Raw genomic sequence first — 19,446 nt, 5'->3', positions numbered from 1 at the left:
GTGTTCTCCATAGTTAAATATGAATATACTCCCAATTAGTATAACTAGACTGTCCAATGATTCTATGGACAATTAGCCTATTTATCAAAAAATAATGGGGAGTATATTGTTTTAATACAATTAATCGCTTAGTTCTTGGCTTGGATTTACAGGCATATACAAAAAATTAAGCACAACTTATTTTGCTTTTTGCTGCATAAACAAGGCATCCAGCTTTTGCTCAAAATCATAGTAGTTAATACGCTCATACAATTCCATACGAGTCTGCATGGTATCGACCACATTTTTTTGTGTGCCGTCGCGGCGGATCGCAGTGTAGACATTTTCGGCTGCCTTATTCATCGCGCGGAAAGCGGACAACGGGTATAGCACCAAACCCACATCGGCAGCGGCTAATTCTTCCACTGTGTACAACGGTGTAGAACCAAATTCTGTGATGTTCGCCAAGACCGGCACTTTGACTGCCGCGGCAAATTGCTTGTACATCGCCAGCTCAGTAATTGCCTCTGGGAAGATCATGTCTGCACCCGCTTCTACGCAGGCAATGGCACGTTCCATCGCAGCTTCCAGCCCTTCCACTGCCAACGCATCAGTACGCGCCATGATGACAAAACTCTCATCAGTACGCGCATCGACTGCTGCTTTGATGCGGTCTACCATCTCTTGCTTGCTGACGATTTCTTTATTAGGACGATGACCACAACGCTTGGCGCCGACCTGATCTTCGATATGCATCGCTGCAGCGCCAAACTTAATCATCGACTTGACTGTGCGCGCAACGTTAAAAGCTGAAGAGCCAAAACCTGTATCCACGTCCACCAGCAAAGGCAGATCGCAGACATCGGTAATCCGGCGGACATCCGTCAAAACGTCGTCCAAGTTGGAGATGCCCAAATCTGGCAAACCCAGCGAACCAGCAGCGACACCGCCACCAGATAAATAAATTGCCTTAAAACCTGCGCGCTTGGCTAACAAAGCATGGTTAGCATTGATCGCGCCGACTACTTGCAGCGGTGATTCTTCTTGCATCGCCTTGCGGAAACGGGCTCCTGCGGAGAGTTGACTCATGATGTGACCTTTCAAAATTGTACGGAATGGTTTTGACTGTTCGTTTATTGGTTCGCCTTGCCAGTGCGGTTTTACGAATGCAGTTTTGCTAGTCCAGCTATTGCAATCAACATGCCAGTCACAATAGTTCATGCGTGATTTTTATCAAGCCCCATACAAATCAACGACTTAAAATTAAATGATCGAATTGAAAATCCCTGCCATAGATTAATTTGTTTCACAAAGGCGTTTCATTTGAAACATTAGAAGTAAAATGAAACATCCTTTGAAACTGCATTTGAAACATCCATTGGAACATTTATTGAAACACCCGCTGCAACACTCACCACAAAATTAGGCTCAACATGCGCCCACGCCCACCGATAGCCCGCGACAGCGGGGATAAACCCGTCATCTGGACTGTATCCATCTCGCGCCTGTTCGACTTGTTCCGCGACATCATGGTCGAATACGATGGCAGTGCCATCATCGAACCGTTGCATCTTGGGTTTGAGGAAGCCGCCCAACATATCCGTGAGCGCCTGCTAACCGAGCGCTGCGACGCAGTGATCGCCGCCGGATCAAACGGCGCCTATCTCAAAAACCGTCTGCCGGTTCCGGTCGTGATTGCCAAAGCCAGTGGCTTTGATGTCATGCAAGCCTTGGCGCGTGCCCGCAAAGTTTCTGCCGAGATCGGCTTGATTACCTACCAAGAGACGATGCCAGAGCTGGTCGAATTTAAAAACACCTTTGGTTTTAAGCTGGAACAACGCACTTATGTCACCGAAGAAGATGCTCGGGCGCAAATCAGCGAACTGAAGGCAAATGGCATCAAAGCCATCGTCGGCGCGGGTCTGATCACGGATTTGGCGCAAGAAGCGGGATTAACCGGCATCTTTATGTACTCGGCCGAGTCTATCCGCCAATCATTTGAAGACGCCTTAGAAATCGCCCGCCTGACCCGGCTGGAATCAGCGCGTGGCAGACATCATCCCGCCGCAGAATCCTTGCGCGCACGCCACAATCTAACTGATCTGCGCGGCGAGTCTGCTGCAATGCAAGCAACCCGCCAGTCCATTATGCTTTTCGCCCGCTCCCCGGCAACCGTCTTACTGCAAGGCGAAACCGGCACTGGTAAAGAACTCGCCGCACAGGCGATGCATAAAGAAAGCCCCAGAGCACGCCACCCTTTTGTCGCCGTCAATTGCGGTGCGATTGCAGAATCTTTATTAGAGTCAGAATTGTTTGGCTACGAAGACGGCGCTTTTACCGGATCGCGACGCGGTGGTCATGCCGGCTTATTTGAGGCAGCCCATCGCGGCACTTTATTTCTGGATGAAATTGGCGAAATGCCTTTGAGTCTGCAAACCAGGTTGCTGCGCGTTTTGGAAGAGCGCGAAGTGGTCCGGGTTGGTGGCATACGCCCTATTCCGGTGGATGTCCGCATTATCAGCGCCACTCATTGCGATCTGGATGCCAGGATCAAAGAGGGGCGATTCCGTTCAGACTTGTTTTATCGTCTGGCAGTATTGCGTCTGCAATTGCCAACATTACGGGAACGCAAGGGCGATCTGGTGCCATTGGCAGAATGGTGTCTGAAACATGCGCTGGCGAGCCTTGGCAACCGACCACATGCGAATCTGCATGCAGAAATATTGGCTTGCAGCAAGTTGTTGGCGCGCTATGACTGGCCGGGCAATGTCAGAGAACTGCGCAATATGATGGAAAGACTTGCCTTGTTTTTAGCGGCTGAACCTTTACAAGCGCTAACACCAAGTCTGTTGATGAAGGTCGCACCTGAGCTTGCATCTGAAATTAGCTATGGAATTGGCTATGGAATTAGCGATGAGATCGCTGAGCCAGCATTGGCAAACCCACAAGAAGATGCACAAGAAAGCCTGCAAACACTTGCATCAAACCGCATGCAAAACTTAGCTTACCTGACAAGTCTTAGTGAGGATTCAACGCCATTAATGGCATTGCAAGCACCCGCGTCAGTGTCATCACAAGCAAATTTAAACGGCGTATCCTTAGAAAAAATCATGCAACGTTTTGAGAATAATCGTGAAGCCGTTGCACATTATTTGGGGATTAGCAGAACGACCTTATGGCGTAGGTTAAAGAATACAAACATTGTCTCTTAAGTTGCCAAATCAGGTGTTACTTCGCATGCCCCTTCGGGTAAAATGCCTGTAACAAAAAACAAACAAATAAGTACTTAAGTTAAGAAAGTAATGAGCATGACATCAATCACAAAAAAATTACTGATCGTGGATGACAGCAAAGTATCCCGTATGGTGATCAAAGCCCACATTCTGGCCAAGCATGCAGATTGGATTATTGTCGAGGCAGCAACGGGTGAAGAGGCCATCCTCACTGCGGATAAAGAATTACCTGATTTTTGTACGATGGATGTCAACATGCCCGGCATGTTAGGTACCGACGCCGCAGAGAAAATTCTGGGTCAACATCCTTCCATGCGCATCGTGATTTTTTCAGCCAATATTCAAGAAACCTTACAAACCCGCGCACAAGCTTTGGGCGCTGTTTTTGTCGCCAAGCCAGTAACAGAAAAATCGATCGCAAACGCACTGACTCATTTTCTAGGCAGCTAAGTTAAATCCTTATGAATACTTTAACTGAACTTCATCTCGACGCACTTAGCGAAGTATTTAATGTCGGCGCCGGCAGAGCCGCAGCCAGCCTGAGCGAAATCGTCGGCGATGAAGTCAAGTTATCCGTGCCCAAAGTCGAGGTCAGAAAATCGACCGAGATTGATGCCTCCATCATGGCGATTGCAGGCAATCGCTTTGGCGCAGTGACGCAGCAATTTACAGGACCATTTGACGCTGAAGCGGTGTTGATCTTTACAGAAGATCATGCGCTGGAAATCGTGCGCGATATGATGGGCTCGCAAATGAGCATAGAAGAACTGGCGGAGTTTGAACAAGAAGCCATGTGCGAACTGGGCAACATCATACTCAATGCGTGTTTATCTGCCGTCGCAGACATGCTCGATATCTCGTTCAACAGCTCGCTGCCACACTATGCGATTGCCTCGACTGAGGATATGTTTAAGCGCATTGCTCAGACTACGGAGCATCCTTATATTCTGGTATTGCATATCGATCTGGCGATAGAAAAACGCCATTCCGAAGGCCACCTGGTTTTCTTGCTGAGTTCTGCATCATTAAAAAATCTCGTTGATCAAATTGACCGTTTTTTAGGTAACATCTGATGACTGAATCCGCACGGGAACCGGTCAACAGTTCCCAGCAGCTTCTTGCAAAAAAAGCTGACCAAATTTTTAACACGATTAACATGGGCTTGATTCTTGTCAACGCCGATGAACAAGTGTTGATGTGGAATGACTGGATGGTCAAGCACAGCGATGTCAGTACCGACCAGGCAATCACAAAAAAACTCGCTGAGGTATTTAATGAAAGCCCTAGTGCAGCTTTTTTAACCTCGCTCCGCAACACCTTGAATTACGGCTTGCCCGTTGTTTTATCGAACGCTCTGCATCGCTCGCCGCTGGCCTTATATGATCCCAGCGACCTGAGTGACGACCGTGTACGTATGCACCAATCTATTTCGATCACACCGTTATTTTCTGATGATGAAGAACGCTGTTGCCTGATCCAGATCACCGACTCCAGCGCCTCCATCAAGCGCGAAAAAATGTTGCGATCACACTCAGAGATATTGAAGAAAGAAGCTAGTACAGACAGCCTTACCGGCATCTACAACCGGCGTTTTTTTGACGAGCATTTTGCAATTGCGATGGCGCATTCTCGTCGCCAAAAATTACCCTTATCGATCTTTATGTTGGATATTGATTTCTTTAAAGAGTACAACGATTTTTACGGCCACATCGCAGGAGACAAAGCGCTTATCAAAGTCGCAAAAACATTAAAGACACAGCTCTTGCGTGCGACCGATATCGTGGCACGTTATGGCGGTGAAGAATTCGTTCTGATGATGCCGAATATGCCAGAACAAGGTGCGATGCAATTTGCGGAGAAAATCCGTGCTGCGATTTTTGATATCGCCATTCCACATATCAAATCCCGGATTTGTCAGCAAATCAGTATCAGTATCGGCGTCAGCACGTATTTGAGTGATAAAGATATTTCACTCCATAATTTGCTGGAAGCTGCCGATGCAGCGCTGTATAAAGCCAAACAAAGTGGTCGTAATCAAAGCCATTATTTAGCATTAGAGCACGAACAAAATCCAGCTCTGACCGACACTAAAGATGTGTAGTGCTTAGTGAATAAAATTGAATAAAATTGAGCAAAATTGAGGCGAATTGAGTAATACCGCTTTATGCAGACGTAATTACCTTACTATTTCTCCAGCTCTTTTTTGCGTCACTTTACGCTTCGCTATTGCTCTTCCATGTTGTTCATCACTTGTGTTGCTCTACGCGCTTTGTAAACTATTTATATATACTCCCCAATTTATTTTACAAATATAGCTGATAGTCCAATGAATACCTGGACAAAAAAATATACCCGTTACCAGTATTATTATTTCAACTCTATTTAAGGAAATTCGTCATGCGATTTTTATCTTCTTTTTCACCCTCACGCCGCTTGTTCCATGCCGCTGTCGCTGCGACTTTATTATCCGCATCTGGCTTAACATTGGCACAGCAAGTATTGCGGGTCTCTGCGATCCCTGATGAGGCACCGACAGAGTTGCAGCGCAAATTCAAACCACTGGGCGCATATCTGGAGAAGAAATTGGGCATGAAAGTTGAATTCACACCCGTGACCGATTACGCCGCCTCGGTTGAGGGTTTGATCAATAACAAACTAGATATGGTCTGGTTCGGCGGTTTCACCTTTGTGCAAGCCAATGCCCGTAGCAAAGGCCAGGTCGTTGCGCTGGTACAGCGTGAAGAAGATGAAAAGTTTAAATCCGTTTTCATCACCACCAATCCCGCTATCACCAAGCTAGAAGATTTGAAAGGCAAGACCTTCACCTTCGGTTCAGAATCCTCTACTTCTGGTCATTTGATGCCGCGTTCGTATTTGCTAGCGGCTAAAATTAATCCTGATACCGATTTAAAACGTATCGCGTTTTCCGGCGCGCATGATGCAACGGTGGCTGCGGTGTCTGGTGGCAAGGTAGATGCTGGCGCCTTGAACATTTCAGTCTGGGAAAAACTAGTCTCACAAAACAAAGTCGATACCAAACAAGTGCGAGTGTTCTTCACAACACCAGGCTATTTTGATTACAACTGGTCGGTACGCGCCGATATGCCTGCAGAGTTACGCAAAAAAATCAGCGATGCATTTTTATCTTTAGACCCAGCCAATCCGCAAGATAAAGAAATTTTAGATCTGCAACGTGCCACTCGTTTTATTCCGACCAAAGTAGATAACTACAAAGCGATCGAAGCTGCTGCGCATAACGCTGGCTTGCTGAAATAAATTTGCATGTCAGACTCCTCCGTAACTGATTCAACAGTAAGCAACTCAATTGCAAGCTCAGCTAGTGTGCAGTTGGATGGCGTGCATGTGCGCCATCCTGCTTCAAACAACAGCTCTGGAAAAAATGCTGGCGCGTCAGAATGGGCCTTGGACAATCTGACTCTGCGTCTAAAGCAAGGCGAGCAAGTCGCAATTATCGGCCCATCTGGTGCGGGTAAAACGACTTTGCTGCACACCCTGGCTTGCGCCTTGCGACCTGAGTTGGGTCAGATTCAATTGCTAGGTCAACAGCCGTGGACCTTGTCACATCGCGCGCGACACAACTTACGTAGCCAACTTTTTTTAGCGCCGCAGACACCGCCACTACCGGCAAGACAACGCGTGATTACCAGCGTGCTGGCGGGTCGTCTGCCGCAATGGTCGCTCTGGAAATCCTTGCGTAGTCTGCTCAAACCAACAGACCCGCTCGCTGCCTGGCAGGCTTTATCACGGTTTGATTTGCAAGATAAATTGTATGCACGCGTGGACCGCTTATCTGGTGGAGAACGTCAGCGCTGCGCTTTAGCACGGCTCATTTTGTCTGATGCAAAACTGCTGTTGATTGACGAGCCGCTGTCTGCGCTTGATCCAAGACTGGCAATCCAAACAGTGCAAACTCTGCAACAAGAAGCGATCCAACGGCAAGCCACGATGGTATGCAGCCTGCATCAGGTTGAATTGGCACGTCAGTATTTCAAACGGATTATCGGTCTGCGTGACGGTAAAGTTTTTTTCGATAGTGAGCATGTAACGGATGAGATGATCGCCGCGCTATATCAAAATGCGGCTGCTGATTTGCTTGAACCCGATATGGCGAGTATGGTCGACAATCCAAATCCGTCAGATGCAATGCAAGCCGACATTGATGCACTGGCTAATTGTGCCGTTGATCAACGCTGCTTTTAATAATCGTGCGCATGTCACTGACCTCCACGCCATCTGGCTCCACAATAACAACTGATCCCGCCTGGCGTGGTCGCATCACTCTGTTTGTTCTCGGCCTGATTCTGTTGTGGCCGATGCTGGTGATGACGGAATTCAAACCGTGGGAACTGATGGACGCGCAAAGCCTGAATGCGACCTGGCGTTTTCTAATCGCGTTTTTCCCGCCAGCGCATTCCACAGAATTTTTGTTTATCGTCGCAACCGCAACCTGGCAAACAATCGCGATGGCAAGCGCGGGTATGGCGCTCGCCATGATCGCAGCGATCCCTCTGACACTGATCATTAATGAGCACCTATCCATCTCACGCATAGGACTGCGGCGTATGAGCTGGCCTGCGATGCTTGTCCGCCAGACCATACGCTGGCTACTCGTGCTGTTGCGGAGTGTGCCGGAGCTGGTGTGGGCCTTGTTATTTGTCCGCATCGTCGGCTTGGGACCGACCGCGGGTGTGCTGGCAATTGCCCTCACCTATGCGGGCATGCTAGGAAAAGTGTATGCAGAAATTTTAGAAACCAGCGATCCGCTGGCAACCGATACCTTGCTGCAAAATGGGTGCAGCCGGCTCACCGCCTTCTTCTATGGCGCTTTGCCCAACGCTGCGGCAGAGCTGACTTCGTACACGATTTATCGATGGGAATGTGCGATCCGAGGCTCGGTCGTGATGGGTTTTGTAGGCGCGGGTGGCTTAGGGCAGCGCATGGATGAGTCGCTCAAAATGTTATCTGGCGCAGAAGTGTCGACCATGTTGCTGGTGTTTGTGGTGCTGGTCGCGATCGCCGATGGTGTCAGTAAATTATTCAGAAAAGGACTGGCGACATGAGTCACCCTGATCTGGATGTGAATGCGCTTGTAAATATGAATGCGGCCAAGTCAGCAGTCAATTTACCCAAAGTACCACCGATGATGCGCCCTGTCACCGCCATCACATTATTACTTTTGTTGGCGCTGGTGATTGCCAGTTTTATCAGCTTGCCGTCCAAATGGAATGAATTATTCACCGCAGACGCTGGTAGCAAAACAATCGAATTTCTACAAGGATTTGCACCGCCTGATCTCTCCACCGGCATGCTACACAAAGTGGGCATTGCCACGTTTGAGACCTTGGCGATGTCGGCTTTAGGCACCTTGATTGCGGCAATCTTAGGATTGCTACTGGCGCTACCCGCCAGCGGACGCTTTGGGATCATTGCCATGAGCACGACCCGCTTGTTTCTGAATGTCGCCCGTGCCATACCGGAACTGGTGTGGGCATCCATCATGCTAATCGCCGCAGGTCTAGGACCATTCGCCGGTACGATTGCCTTGGCCGCACATACCACCGGCGTGCTGGGACGATTATTTGCAGAGAGTTTAGAAAATACGTCGCCGCATGCAGAATCCACTTTACGCATCAACGGCGCCACCGCGATCAACGCATTTTTGTATGCCAAGCTACCGCAAGCCTTGCCGCAAATGCTGTCATACACCTTATACCGCTGGGAAAACAATATCCGCGCTGCCGCCATTTTGGGCGTAGTCGGCGCTGGAGGCTTGGGGCAAATGCTGAAGTATTTTTTATCCTTATTCCAAATGCAAAGCGCTGCCACAGTGATCATTGCAATGCTGATGTTAGTAGCAATGGTCGACTGGCTTAGCTTTGCTCTACGACGCTGGCTGGTGCATTAATTCGCCAGACTATTCACTTAAGCAGTTCCATATACTCCATCCATGTATATATTGACTGTCCATACATTCTTTGGGCAATAAGCTATTTTCTATAAAAATAATGGGGAGTATATGAAACTCTCTATAAAAACATACTGACAACGCAGTTAATCCCCAGCCCGCCTATCGTCAACCAAAGGAACAACACAGCGGCAAGCAATAAAGGTTTGACGCCAGCTTTACGAATCGCGGAAACATGTGTGGTCAAACCTAATGCGGCCATCGCCATGGCTAAGATCACAGTATCAACATCAATTGCGGCGGATACGACAGGATGCGGTAAAAAAGCTAAAGAGTTTATGCCAGCGACAACAACGAAGATCAGTGCGAACCAAGGAACGACGATCTTGCCTGGCTTGTTGCTGATCATTTGATCGGCAAGATCGTTGTCATGCGATGCGGATTTGCTACGGGATAGATACGCCGACAAGATGATTAAAAACGGTGCCAGCATCATCACTCTGACCATCTTGGCGATCACAGCAGTGTTTGCAGCATCTTCACTAATCGCATGGGCTGCGGCAACGACTTGGGCAACCTCGTGTACGGTGGAGCCAGTAAAAATACCATACGCAGTTGGGCTGACATTCAACCAATGCAGTTGTGTATTCAGGTGATACAGCGCTGGATATAGGAAGATTGCTACAGTGCCGAAGACCACCACAGTTGATACAGCGACCGTCACTTGGTCTGCCTTGCCTTTGATTACAGGCTCCGCCGCCATCACTGCCGTAGCGCCACAGATAGAACTACCGGCGCCAATCAGCATGGCAGTTTTTTGATCAAGCTTAAAGACCTTAGTACCGAGAAACCAGGCGAGGCAAAAAGTGCTGCTCAAAACCGCAGCATCAATCACAACTCCGCTGATACCGACCCGGGTAATGTCTTTAAACGTCAGCCGCAAGCCATACAAAATAATCCCGAGCCGGAGTAAATTCTGTTTAGTGAAAGTGACACCAGCACCGCTAGCCACGACGATACGTGGATAAATCGTATTACCAACCAGTATACCCAGCACAATCGCCAGCGTCAGCGCGCCAATACCGTTGGCTTGCAGGAGGGTGATTTTGCCCATCGCTATCGCAATACTGGCGATCAAAAGCGACAATGCGATGCCAGGCAAATAATGGGGTATTTTCGTGAAAAACCTATTTAAACGAAATGCATTTGAACTCAATAAGTTTGAACTAAAGCTGGCTGAATTAGTGGCAAAGCCGGAACCAGATTCTGTATCCGTCTTTATATCGTTGGTCTGTCTGAAAGCGGCTGTCGAAGTCATGTCCATCTTCTTGGGTCTATCTAGATCGGATTGGATCTAATTGGAATATGGCTTCACTTTAGCAGTCGATTAAATACCAGTAAAACGAATAATTTATGTATTTATTAGCTGTTTTTTGGGTTGATTATTTGAATAGATGAAATTCCGAGCCGTTGTTTGATTCACCGACGCCGGCGGATCGCGGCTAAAGACATGCGGAGATGGTAATGCCGACACAGTAATACCTCGACATTGCGAGTCTTTAGGAATTTACGATAAAGCGACGCGATACGTCCGAGTATGTTTTTTGAAATCCTCTTTCAGACGTCCAATAAAAATGCGGCTACTGGCATGATTTCACGCCAGTAGCCGCATTTTTATTGGACTTTAGTGGGAACTTCTAAAAAATTTTTGCACTATTTCATTTACTTCTGGTAATCGAGCCATTGTTTTTCGGCTGCACTCAAAGGCTTTTGTAGCATGCGCTCGGGCACTTCCCATAAGACGACTTTTGGAGGACTTTGCTGGAAAGTTTTCCCGCCTAAGTAGGCAAGAGCAGATCCTTCGAAATTACCTCCTTCTTTTGCAAAACTAGCGACGGGTGCACCTAGATAATGACCTAAAAATGGAACGAAATTCGCATTTCTGGAGAATGAGGTACCGATCAAGGCAACTGTCGGCAAACCGGTATCACCGAACAAATCATCGCTGGTGTTGGAGTTGATATCGGAGCTGGTATTGGAGCTGCTATTGGAGCTTGCACCAGAGTCTGGTGTAGCGCTGGCAACAATCGTCGTCAACTGGGTCTGTTCCGGCTTCGGGCGCAAAATAGCAGGTAAGCCTTGCAGATTGGATACCCGTAACAAATCACCATCTCGCGCTATTGTTGTACTGTGTAATGCTGCCTTGTCAGGAGCTACAGCTGGCATCACTTGCATTTTTTCTGCTTGCAAATAACTTGCGATAGCGGCAGCAGCGGCATTTGCGCCGTTTTCATTCCAGTGCGAATCAGTACGGTAATAACGCTCACCGGGAGTAGCGGCCAACACTGGCTCCAGATTAATCGTATTAATTTTTGATTGTTTGAGTAAGGCGACCCAGTTATCGATGCGTCCTGCAAAACTGGCGGGTCTGTGCAAACCGCACAAATGCGCTTGCTCTATGCGTGACTTGTCTGGCACAACGGCGATCACTAATTGTATGCCGCGCCCAGCCAGATTTTTCGCCAAAGCTTTGACAATATTGGCACGAGCTATTGCGGAATGATCAGGATCCGGGAAAGTTTCTAATTCATCACTAAGAAAAAACCAGTCTTTGCAACCAGTGCTGACTGCCGTACCAGTATCACCGGCGATGGTCCAGGTAACAGCGCGCTCAATTTGGCTGAATGGCTTACTGAGTAAAAAATGCTCGTTCAACTGCGCTGAAAACCGACGGGTAGATTCGCCACCGAATAATTGCTGTGGCTCGGTAATGCCTGTCCATGCGTTTTCAGGCACATCCCGCAAAGAGGCAATCGTCACGCCAAAACCAGCGACCAATACAATCACAAATGCGATTGCTGGTAAGAAGCCGATAATGTTGGCACGGCTGGTTTTTGATGTATTTGGAGTAAGTTCGCTCATGGTGATATTCCTTAAAACTGGAAGTACAGAAAAGGAATGGCTTTTTGCCCGGCCAACACAATGACGCCATAGACAAAAGTGAGTATCGGCCAGACTGCGCGCCACACACCACTCCAACCCACAGTAGCTAAACCGCCGCGCTTGGCAAAACTGCTGGCGGGATAAATCACGCACAACAAACCAATCGCAAAAATCAGTAGCAAGCTGGGTCGCAAAGCTAATCTGATCGCATCACCCATGGCAAAGCCATTGGCTCCGATTTGTCCAGCCAGCATGCCTAGGGCGGCATCAAAACTGCTAGAGCGAAACACCGTCCAAGCCAGCATCACCACCAACAAGGTCAAAGTGCGTGACGCGGCATTGGGCATGGAATAACCACGCATCGTAAACGCGCGGTCACAACACAATGCAGAACCTTGAATAATCCCCCAGATCAGAAAATTCCAGTTATCGCCACCATGCCACAAGCCGCCAATCGCCATCGTCAACATCAGGTTGACATAGGTGCGGATTGCGCCACCGCGATTGCCACCCAGAGCTATATATAAATAGTCACGTAGCCATGACGACAACGTCATATGCCAGCGTCGCCAAAAATCTTGGATTGATACTGCCAGATAAGGATTATTGAAATTTTCCTGAAAACGGAAACCGAGCATCAAGCCTAAACCAATCGCCATCGCACTGTAGCCGGCAAAATCAAAATAGAGTTGCAAGGTATAAGCAGCGCAGCCGGCCCAGGCATCCATAAAGGACGGTTGATGCAAGCCAAAAGCGATTGATACAAACGGCGACAAGGTATCGGCAATTAACACTTTCATCGAAAAGCCGACCATAAAACGACGCACGCCAGCAGCAAACTCTTCCGAGGAAAAAACCCGCTCACGCAGCTCTTTGTCGATGACTTTATAACGCACTATCGGCCCTGCAATCAGATGGCCAAACATCGCCATGTACGCACTAAAAGAAATGATGCTGTACTGCGCCGGAACAGTCTTACGACGGACATCGACCACATAAGAAATCGCATGCAATACCGTGAATGACAAGCCAATCGGCAACATCACGTTGACCCACGGAATGGCGGGCAAGTCATGTCCGGTAAAAAAAGTATTCAGGGATTGCACCACCATATTGGTATATTTATACCAGACCAAAGATGCCAGATTGAGGACGATGGTGGCCGCCATGATTCTGGTCTTAACGCGTTCATTCTGAGCTTTGTCGATCAAGATTGCGGCGCCCCACGCGAGAACGGTCAAGGCAATGATCAACAACAAAAATTTAGGTGTCCACCAGGCATAAAATAACCAGCTACCGACCAACAAGGTGTGGTTGCGAAAACGCTGTGGTGTAATTAAATAAAACGCAAAGAAAATAGGTAGGAAGATAGTTAAAAACTCAAGGGACGCGAATACCATAACTGCTTTCGCTTAAGAGTTATTATCGCGTACAAAAAACGCTATTCGTCCTACTTTGAGCGGCAGTACAAATACGCTGTATCGCTCGCCAGCCTGCAGTTGTGACATGTCTAGCGCTGTGCCGACGGACTTGCCATCGCAACTGGCCTGTACTGAGAGTTTTACAGGATTAATTAAACGACGTTGTACAGTCGCTGGTTTAACCGCTTCTAAAATTGCTGTATTTTTAGCGCCGCCAGATAAGGCAGCGCTAGCGCATTTTTCATCCAGATTAGACAACGATAAGGACGAGCGCATTGCGTTGAAATCTGTTGGTGATTCTCTGACGATCACGCTCTTGGCGGATGCATCTTTACCCACCACCGCAATCGTAATGAACTCACCAGGTTTAGCAGTAACTTCCACCGGTACTTTGTGACTACCGATTTGTACCGTCGCAGTTAATTTACTGCCCGCTTTGACAGGATAAAAACGGGAAACACGTGCATCACCCTGATTGCCCAAGGCAATTTTGGCCGCGCCATTGACTACGCTGGCTTTATCGTCACTTGCATTCAAAAAACGCACAAAGGATGAATCTTCACTGGGGCCGGTTTCATACAGTTGCGTGTCGGCATAGGCCGCAAGTGGATTGATGGCAGCCAGCGTTGCGAGCGTGGAAATGCATGCGACGAAAAGTTTTTTCATAATATTGGGCAAAGTAAAGAAAACGAATTACCTACGAATTCATAGTCAGGATTAGTGTGTAAGCGCAGTTCCGACGGTTGCCCTTTTACAAGGCAATCGTCAACAGTATTCACCGCTAACAACTAATTAATGCTTGATGGTTGCCAACACAGCTGGGGCAGCAATCGCATTACCAATCGCAGCACCCCAGGATTGGTAGCCCGAAGTCGTGAAATGCTGACCATCGATCGTGCTCCATTCACCTTGCTTGGACATTTTTTGAGAATCGATATAAGTACATGGTGCGACGATATCAGCAAGATAGGTCGACATCTCTTTAGCGCGGGCATAAGTCTTGTTAAATGGGCCGCCTTCGGTACCCCAGGCTGGACCTACCCAAACGCAACTAACACCATTATTTTTGATCCCCTTGGTCAAGCGAGATACTTGCTGCCAGATCCAGGTTTTTGGTAATTCTGGCTGGGTGTAAGCTGCCATCGTGTCAGCATTGACAACAACAACTAGATTAGGCTTGTAGGTTTTAATCAATTCATTGAAAGGACGTGTCGCAGCGTCAGGACCAGTTTTAACTTCGACCGGACCGTCTTTAATACGTACAGCACCACCGCATGAGGACTGAGTTTTAACCATCCACTCACCGGCAGCTACACCGCAGGCACCATACGAATATACGACCGCACCTTTGCTCATTAAATCGTCGTGCAAAGTGGTGATCAGATAATCCGGTGTGGACATGTGGCTGTCACCAATAATCAACACAGTTAAACCAGCAAGAAGTGCGCTCATAATTGATCCTTTTTAATGAATGAGATGAAGCTTGGATTATAAATTTGATGCACTCTTTAATTACAAATTTCTTAGAAGAATTACCTGAAATCATCAAAATAGTCTTCGTTGTGACACAAATTTACAAAACACAGGTGAGCAGACGATTCCACACGGAAACAAATTGCAATTAGAGTATCGAAAAAATCACGAACCCTAACGCGCGACGAATCACTTTGATTCACTTAAGACTTATTTGCCTGATTCAATTTTTTAGTGCGTCTACATTCATCACCGGCTCAATCAAAAATCAATACATCAGGACTTGCGCAAAATTGTCCCGACAAGGCCTGGTGACGACGACCGTACTTTAGGGCAGACAGGATGCCGCAGCGCAGCCAGGGCGATTTTTGTGTTAGCCCTATTCAACTAGAAAGTTGAAACAAAGAAGCATTTTCCACAATTTATATGGCTTAGATAACTAAATCCCTTATAATGAAGCAGTTATAACAAGCGGCGGCAGAATTTCCTCTTGCCGCCGATTTCATTTATGGCTATCAAACATTTCCTGCAGTTCTCTGATTTCACACTGGCTGAATTCAATTATGTGATGGAGCGCGCGCGCATTATTAAGCGCAAGTTTAAGCTCTATGACCCTTATCATCCCTTGCTAGATCGCACCTTAGTCATGGTGTTTGAGAAAAATTCTACGCGTACCCGTTTATCGTTTGAAGCTGGCATGCACCAGCTTGGCGGCGCTGCGATTTATCTTAATACGCGTGACAGCCAACTCGGTCGTGGCGAACCGGTCGAGGATGCTGGTCAAGTCATGTCACGTATGTGCGACATCATTATGATCCGCACCTTTGAACAAGAAATGATAGAGCGCTTTGCAGCCAATTCGCGCGTACCTGTCATCAATGGACTGACCAATCAACATCATCCCTGCCAGGTATTTGCTGATGTATTTACCTACATCGAACATCGCGGCTCTATTGAAGGCAAAACTGTAGCGTGGATAGGCGACGCCAACAACATGTTGTACTCATGGTTGCAAGCAGCAGAGATTTTCGATTTCCATCTTAATATTTCCACCCCAAAAGGGTATGAACTGGATTTGGCGCAAGTCACAGTGGATAGTCAGTTTTATACTTTATTTGATCCTCCATCAGATGCTTGCGAAGGCGTTGATCTGGTCAACACCGATGTGTGGACTAGCATGGGTTACGAAGAAGAAAATCAGGCACGCCTGAAAGCATTTGATGGCTGGATCGTAGACGAAGCCAAAATGGCTCGCGCCAAACCTGATGCCTTATTCATGCATTGTCTGCCGGCACATCGTGGTGAAGAAGTCTCAGCAGGTGTCATCGACGGCCCACAATCAGTCGTCTGGGATGAAGCAGAAAATCGTCTGCATATACAAAAAGCCTTGCTGGAATATCTGGTCGTTGGAACAATTGCCGAGGCAGTCTAATCGCCCAGCCGACATGAAGATCAGTTAAACCTCACTGAATTTTTAAAAATTGAAGCAAGTAAAGTTAGTCAAATTCAACATCGTAATAAAGTACACAGAGAGCACATCATGAGCGATATCAAAAAAGTAGTGTTGGCCTATTCCGGCGGCCTGGATACCTCAGTCATTCTGAAATGGCTGCAAGATAATTATCAATGCGAAGTCATCACCTTTACTGCCGATCTTGGTCAAGGTGAAGAGCTGGAACCAGCGCGTCAAAAAGCGATCAAATTTGGCATCAAGCCTGAGAATATTTATATCGATGATGTCCGTGAAGAATTCGTACGTGATTTCGTTTTCCCGATGTTTCGCGCCAACACGATTTATGAAGGTGAATACTTGCTGGGTACATCCATCGCCCGCCCCTTAATTGCTAAACGCCTGATTGATATTGCCAAGGCAACAGGTGCCGATGCGATCTCACACGGCGCGACCGGCAAAGGCAATGATCAGGTACGCTTTGAACTAGGTGCATACGCGTTGATGCCGGGCGTAAAAATCATCGCGCCATGGCGTGAATGGGATTTATTATCGCGTGAAAAATTGATGAAATATGCGGAAGATGCCGGCATTGAAATCGATCAAAAACATAAGAATGGCGGCGCGCCCTACTCCATGGATGCCAACCTGCTGCACATCAGTTTTGAAGGTCGCCATCTGGAAAACCCTAGTGCCGAAGCAGAAGAAAGTATGTGGCGCTGGACTGTCAGCCCAGAAGCGGCTCCCGACCAGGCCGAGTATCTGGATATTGAATTTGAGCATGGCGATATCGTCGCACTCAATGGCGTGCGTATGTCACCAGCAACTGTATTAACCGAGTTAAACCGCTTGGGTGGCAAGCACGGCATTGGCCGTCTGGACTTGGTAGAAAACCGTTATGTCGGCATGAAATCACGTGGCTGCTACGAAACACCAGGCGGTACCATTATGTTGCGCGCACATCGTGCAATTGAATCCATCACATTAGATCGTGAAGTCGCACATCTAAAAGATGATCTGATGCCACGTTACGCCAGCATGATCTACAACGGTTACTGGTGGGCGCCAGAGCGCGTCGCACTACAAACACTGATCGATCACACACAGCAAACAGTCAATGGCTGGGTACGCCTGAAGCTGTATAAAGGCAACGTGATCACCGTGTCACGCGACTCCAAAACAGATTCTCTGTTCGACATGAATATTGCGACTTTTGATGAAGATGGCGGCGCCTACAATCAGGCAGATGCAGGTGGATTTATCAAACTCAATGCATTACGTATGCGGATCGCCGCGAATGCGCGCGCAAAACGCGGTCAATAAAAGCCTTTTTAAAACCCGCAAATTTAACAGCTCGTGATTTCTATACGGGCTGTTTTTTTAGGGCTTTCCACTGAATTTATCTTCAAATAACTCTTAGCACTTATAGGTCACAGCCATGACAACTCAATTCGATCAAGTCAGTGTCGTTAAAAAAGCGAATATCTATTTCGACGGCAGATGCGTTTCACATACCGTTTTATTCGCCGATGGCAGCAAAAAAACGATAGGCGTTATCTTCCCATCCAGTCTGGTGTTTAACACAGGCGCACCAGAATTAATGGAAGTCACCGCTGGCAAATGCCGCATCCGCTTAGCGGGCGAAGATCAGTGGAACGAGTATCAGGGCGGACAAGAATTCAGCGTACCCGGCAACTCCAGCTTTGCAATTGAAGTGATCGAGACATTGGATTACGTTTGTCACTTTGAGTAAACGATTAATAGAATAAATGGGGGAGTATAGGAAGAAACATATGCTAATGTCCAGACTTTCTCTGGACGATTAAAAATACACCCCAGTAGTATATTTTAAGGACAGAGCGCAAACTGTCCGTAACATATGAAATTTGTAAGAACAGATCGTGAACCTAGGTCACATGAACTCAGCTAGGCAAACACGGGCTCAATCTCAAGATCAACACCAAATTTTAACGCGACATCATGTTGAATTTGCTTCGCTAATTGACGCACATCCTCCCCTGTAGCGCCGCCGCGATTGACCAATACCAAAGCTTGTTTCTCATACACCCCGGCTCGCCCCAGTGATCGCCCTTTCCAACCAGCCTGTTCGATCAGCCAACCCGCAGCTAATTTAAATTGCCCATCCGGCTGCGCGTAACTGACCAAGTCTGTGTAGCTTTGTAATAAGCGCTTACGCAGATCCGCGCTCACAATCGGGTTTTTAAAAAAACTACCTGCATTCCCGATCACTGCAGGGTCAGGTAATTTATTTTGGCGAATAGCGATAATGGCGTTGCTAATATCCACGGCTAGCGGCGCATGAATATGTTGATCAGTTAAAAACTTCGCTACGTCGGCATAGTTGATATGTGCTTGCCATTGTTTTGGTAACGCAAACGTGACATCCAGAATCAGCAGTCGGTCTTTATATTGATGCTTAAAAATGCTATCTCTATAAGCAAATTTACATGCCTCTTTATCCAGCACAACAGTCTCACCAGTGACAAAATCAAACGCACTCAGACTATAAAAATAATCCTGCATTTCTACACCATAAGCACCGATATTCTGAATCGGTGCAGCGCCTACCGTACCTGGAATTAACGAGAGATTTTCTAAACCACCATAACCTTCTGCCAATGTCCACAGAACAAACGCGTGCCAGTTCTCGCCAGCTTCGGCTTGTAAGTACACATACTCAGCATCCTCTGCTAACTTGTGCTTTCCCATCAAGCTCATTTGTATTACCAGTGCATCAAGCTGATCGGATAGTACGAGATTGCTACCACCGCCCAAAATCAGACGTGGTAAAGCAGACAAAGTATGATCTGCATGCAAGCTAAGCAATTGTTCGCGCGTTTGAAGTTGCAAAAAAGACCTGGCCTTAGCTGCAATCCCGAAGGTATTGAGCTTTTGCAGCGGATAATCGTGTTGAAGAGGAAGTTTGTTTGCCATAAGCGCAGAATTATAGCCTTTGGCCTGTCGTACCTGCCTGCATTTGCTAAAATGATGCACGTTAAT

The 19,446-nt window shown here is 47.4% G+C and carries 18 protein-coding genes; 11 read left to right on the top strand and 7 right to left on the bottom strand.

What is annotated here, in order from left to right; genetic code table 11:
* Positions 1-177: 177 nt before the first annotated feature.
* Positions 178-1,068, bottom strand: a complete 891-nt coding sequence (gene prpB / locus AAKU64_RS09675; protein ID WP_354330338.1) for a methylisocitrate lyase — start codon at positions 1,066-1,068, stop codon at positions 178-180.
* Positions 1,069-1,412: 344 nt separating this feature from the next.
* Between prpB and prpR the strand changes: the two genes are divergently transcribed.
* The 8 genes from prpR to phnE all read left to right on the top strand — a co-directional run bounded on the left by prpR (position 1,413) and on the right by phnE (position 9,138).
* Positions 1,413-3,191, top strand: coding sequence for a propionate catabolism operon regulatory protein PrpR (prpR, locus tag AAKU64_RS09670; protein WP_354330340.1), 1,779 nt, complete (start codon positions 1,413-1,415; stop codon positions 3,189-3,191).
* Between the two features lie 96 nt (positions 3,192-3,287).
* Entirely contained in the window at positions 3,288-3,662 is a 375-nt protein-coding gene (locus AAKU64_RS09665; protein WP_322119482.1) for a response regulator, read from the top strand.
* Between the two features lie 11 nt (positions 3,663-3,673).
* On the top strand, positions 3,674-4,285 hold the full coding sequence (locus AAKU64_RS09660) for a chemotaxis protein CheC (RefSeq protein WP_354362059.1): 612 nt from the start codon (positions 3,674-3,676) through the stop codon (positions 4,283-4,285).
* Entirely contained in the window at positions 4,285-5,313 is a 1,029-nt protein-coding gene (locus tag AAKU64_RS09655; protein ID WP_354330343.1) for a GGDEF domain-containing protein, read from the top strand. Before AAKU64_RS09660 ends, AAKU64_RS09655 begins: the two co-directional genes overlap by 1 nt.
* A 296-nt stretch (positions 5,314-5,609) precedes the next feature.
* Positions 5,610-6,488 (top strand): putative selenate ABC transporter substrate-binding protein, encoded by an 879-nt coding sequence (locus AAKU64_RS09650; protein WP_354330345.1) that lies wholly within the window; start codon positions 5,610-5,612, stop codon positions 6,486-6,488.
* Between the two features lie 6 nt (positions 6,489-6,494).
* A complete protein-coding gene (locus AAKU64_RS09645; protein WP_354330347.1) occupies positions 6,495-7,433 on the top strand; it encodes a phosphonate ABC transporter ATP-binding protein in 939 nt (312 codons plus the stop codon).
* An 11-nt stretch (positions 7,434-7,444) separates the two neighbouring features.
* Positions 7,445-8,293 carry a PhnE/PtxC family ABC transporter permease gene (locus AAKU64_RS09640; protein ID WP_354330349.1) on the top strand — a complete coding sequence of 283 codons (849 nt, stop codon included), beginning with the start codon at positions 7,445-7,447 and terminating at the stop codon, positions 8,291-8,293.
* A gap of 35 nt (positions 8,294-8,328) precedes the next feature.
* Positions 8,329-9,138 carry a phosphonate ABC transporter, permease protein PhnE gene (phnE, locus tag AAKU64_RS09635; protein WP_503012584.1) on the top strand — a complete coding sequence of 270 codons (810 nt, stop codon included), beginning with the start codon at positions 8,329-8,331 and terminating at the stop codon, positions 9,136-9,138.
* A 121-nt stretch (positions 9,139-9,259) separates the two neighbouring features.
* On the opposite strand, the gene AAKU64_RS09630 is transcribed toward phnE, so the two are convergent.
* From AAKU64_RS09630 to AAKU64_RS09610, 5 genes are all read right to left on the bottom strand, one after another.
* The gene (locus tag AAKU64_RS09630; protein WP_503012700.1) at positions 9,260-10,252 is read right to left on the bottom strand and encodes a YeiH family putative sulfate export transporter; all 993 of its coding nucleotides are present in this window, start codon (positions 10,250-10,252) and stop codon (positions 9,260-9,262) included.
* Between the two features lie 608 nt (positions 10,253-10,860).
* Positions 10,861-12,060: an alginate O-acetyltransferase AlgX-related protein gene (locus AAKU64_RS09625; RefSeq protein ID WP_354330353.1), complete on the bottom strand. Its 1,200-nt coding sequence runs from the start codon at positions 12,058-12,060 to the stop codon at positions 10,861-10,863.
* A gap of 11 nt (positions 12,061-12,071) precedes the next feature.
* On the bottom strand, positions 12,072-13,481 hold the full coding sequence (locus tag AAKU64_RS09620) for an MBOAT family O-acyltransferase (RefSeq protein ID WP_354330355.1): 1,410 nt from the start codon (positions 13,479-13,481) through the stop codon (positions 12,072-12,074).
* A gap of 12 nt (positions 13,482-13,493) precedes the next feature.
* Positions 13,494-14,168 (bottom strand): alginate O-acetyltransferase AlgF, encoded by a 675-nt coding sequence (locus AAKU64_RS09615; protein ID WP_354330357.1) that lies wholly within the window; start codon positions 14,166-14,168, stop codon positions 13,494-13,496.
* A gap of 126 nt (positions 14,169-14,294) precedes the next feature.
* Positions 14,295-14,954 carry an SGNH/GDSL hydrolase family protein gene (locus tag AAKU64_RS09610; protein ID WP_322119492.1) on the bottom strand — a complete coding sequence of 220 codons (660 nt, stop codon included), beginning with the start codon at positions 14,952-14,954 and terminating at the stop codon, positions 14,295-14,297.
* 529 nt (positions 14,955-15,483) lie between these two features.
* On the opposite strand from AAKU64_RS09610, the gene argF reads away from it, so the two are divergent.
* From argF to ppnP, 3 genes are all read left to right on the top strand, one after another.
* A complete protein-coding gene (gene argF / locus AAKU64_RS09605; RefSeq protein WP_354362057.1) occupies positions 15,484-16,407 on the top strand; it encodes an ornithine carbamoyltransferase in 924 nt (307 codons plus the stop codon).
* A gap of 108 nt (positions 16,408-16,515) precedes the next feature.
* On the top strand, positions 16,516-17,748 hold the full coding sequence (locus tag AAKU64_RS09600) for an argininosuccinate synthase (protein WP_354330360.1): 1,233 nt from the start codon (positions 16,516-16,518) through the stop codon (positions 17,746-17,748).
* 115 nt (positions 17,749-17,863) lie between these two features.
* The gene (gene ppnP / locus AAKU64_RS09595) at positions 17,864-18,178 is read left to right on the top strand and encodes a pyrimidine/purine nucleoside phosphorylase (RefSeq protein ID WP_354330362.1); all 315 of its coding nucleotides are present in this window, start codon (positions 17,864-17,866) and stop codon (positions 18,176-18,178) included.
* Positions 18,179-18,351: 173 nt separating this feature from the next.
* Here ppnP and murB read toward each other — a convergent pair whose 3' ends face one another.
* Positions 18,352-19,380: a UDP-N-acetylmuramate dehydrogenase gene (gene murB, locus AAKU64_RS09590; protein WP_354362056.1), complete on the bottom strand. Its 1,029-nt coding sequence runs from the start codon at positions 19,378-19,380 to the stop codon at positions 18,352-18,354.
* Positions 19,381-19,446: the final 66 nt, after the last annotated feature.

Source organism: Undibacterium sp. GrIS 1.8 (assembly GCF_040544445.1).
Classification (GTDB): domain Bacteria; phylum Pseudomonadota; class Gammaproteobacteria; order Burkholderiales; family Burkholderiaceae_D; genus Undibacterium.
This window is presented reverse-complemented; position numbering and strand designations above follow the sequence as displayed.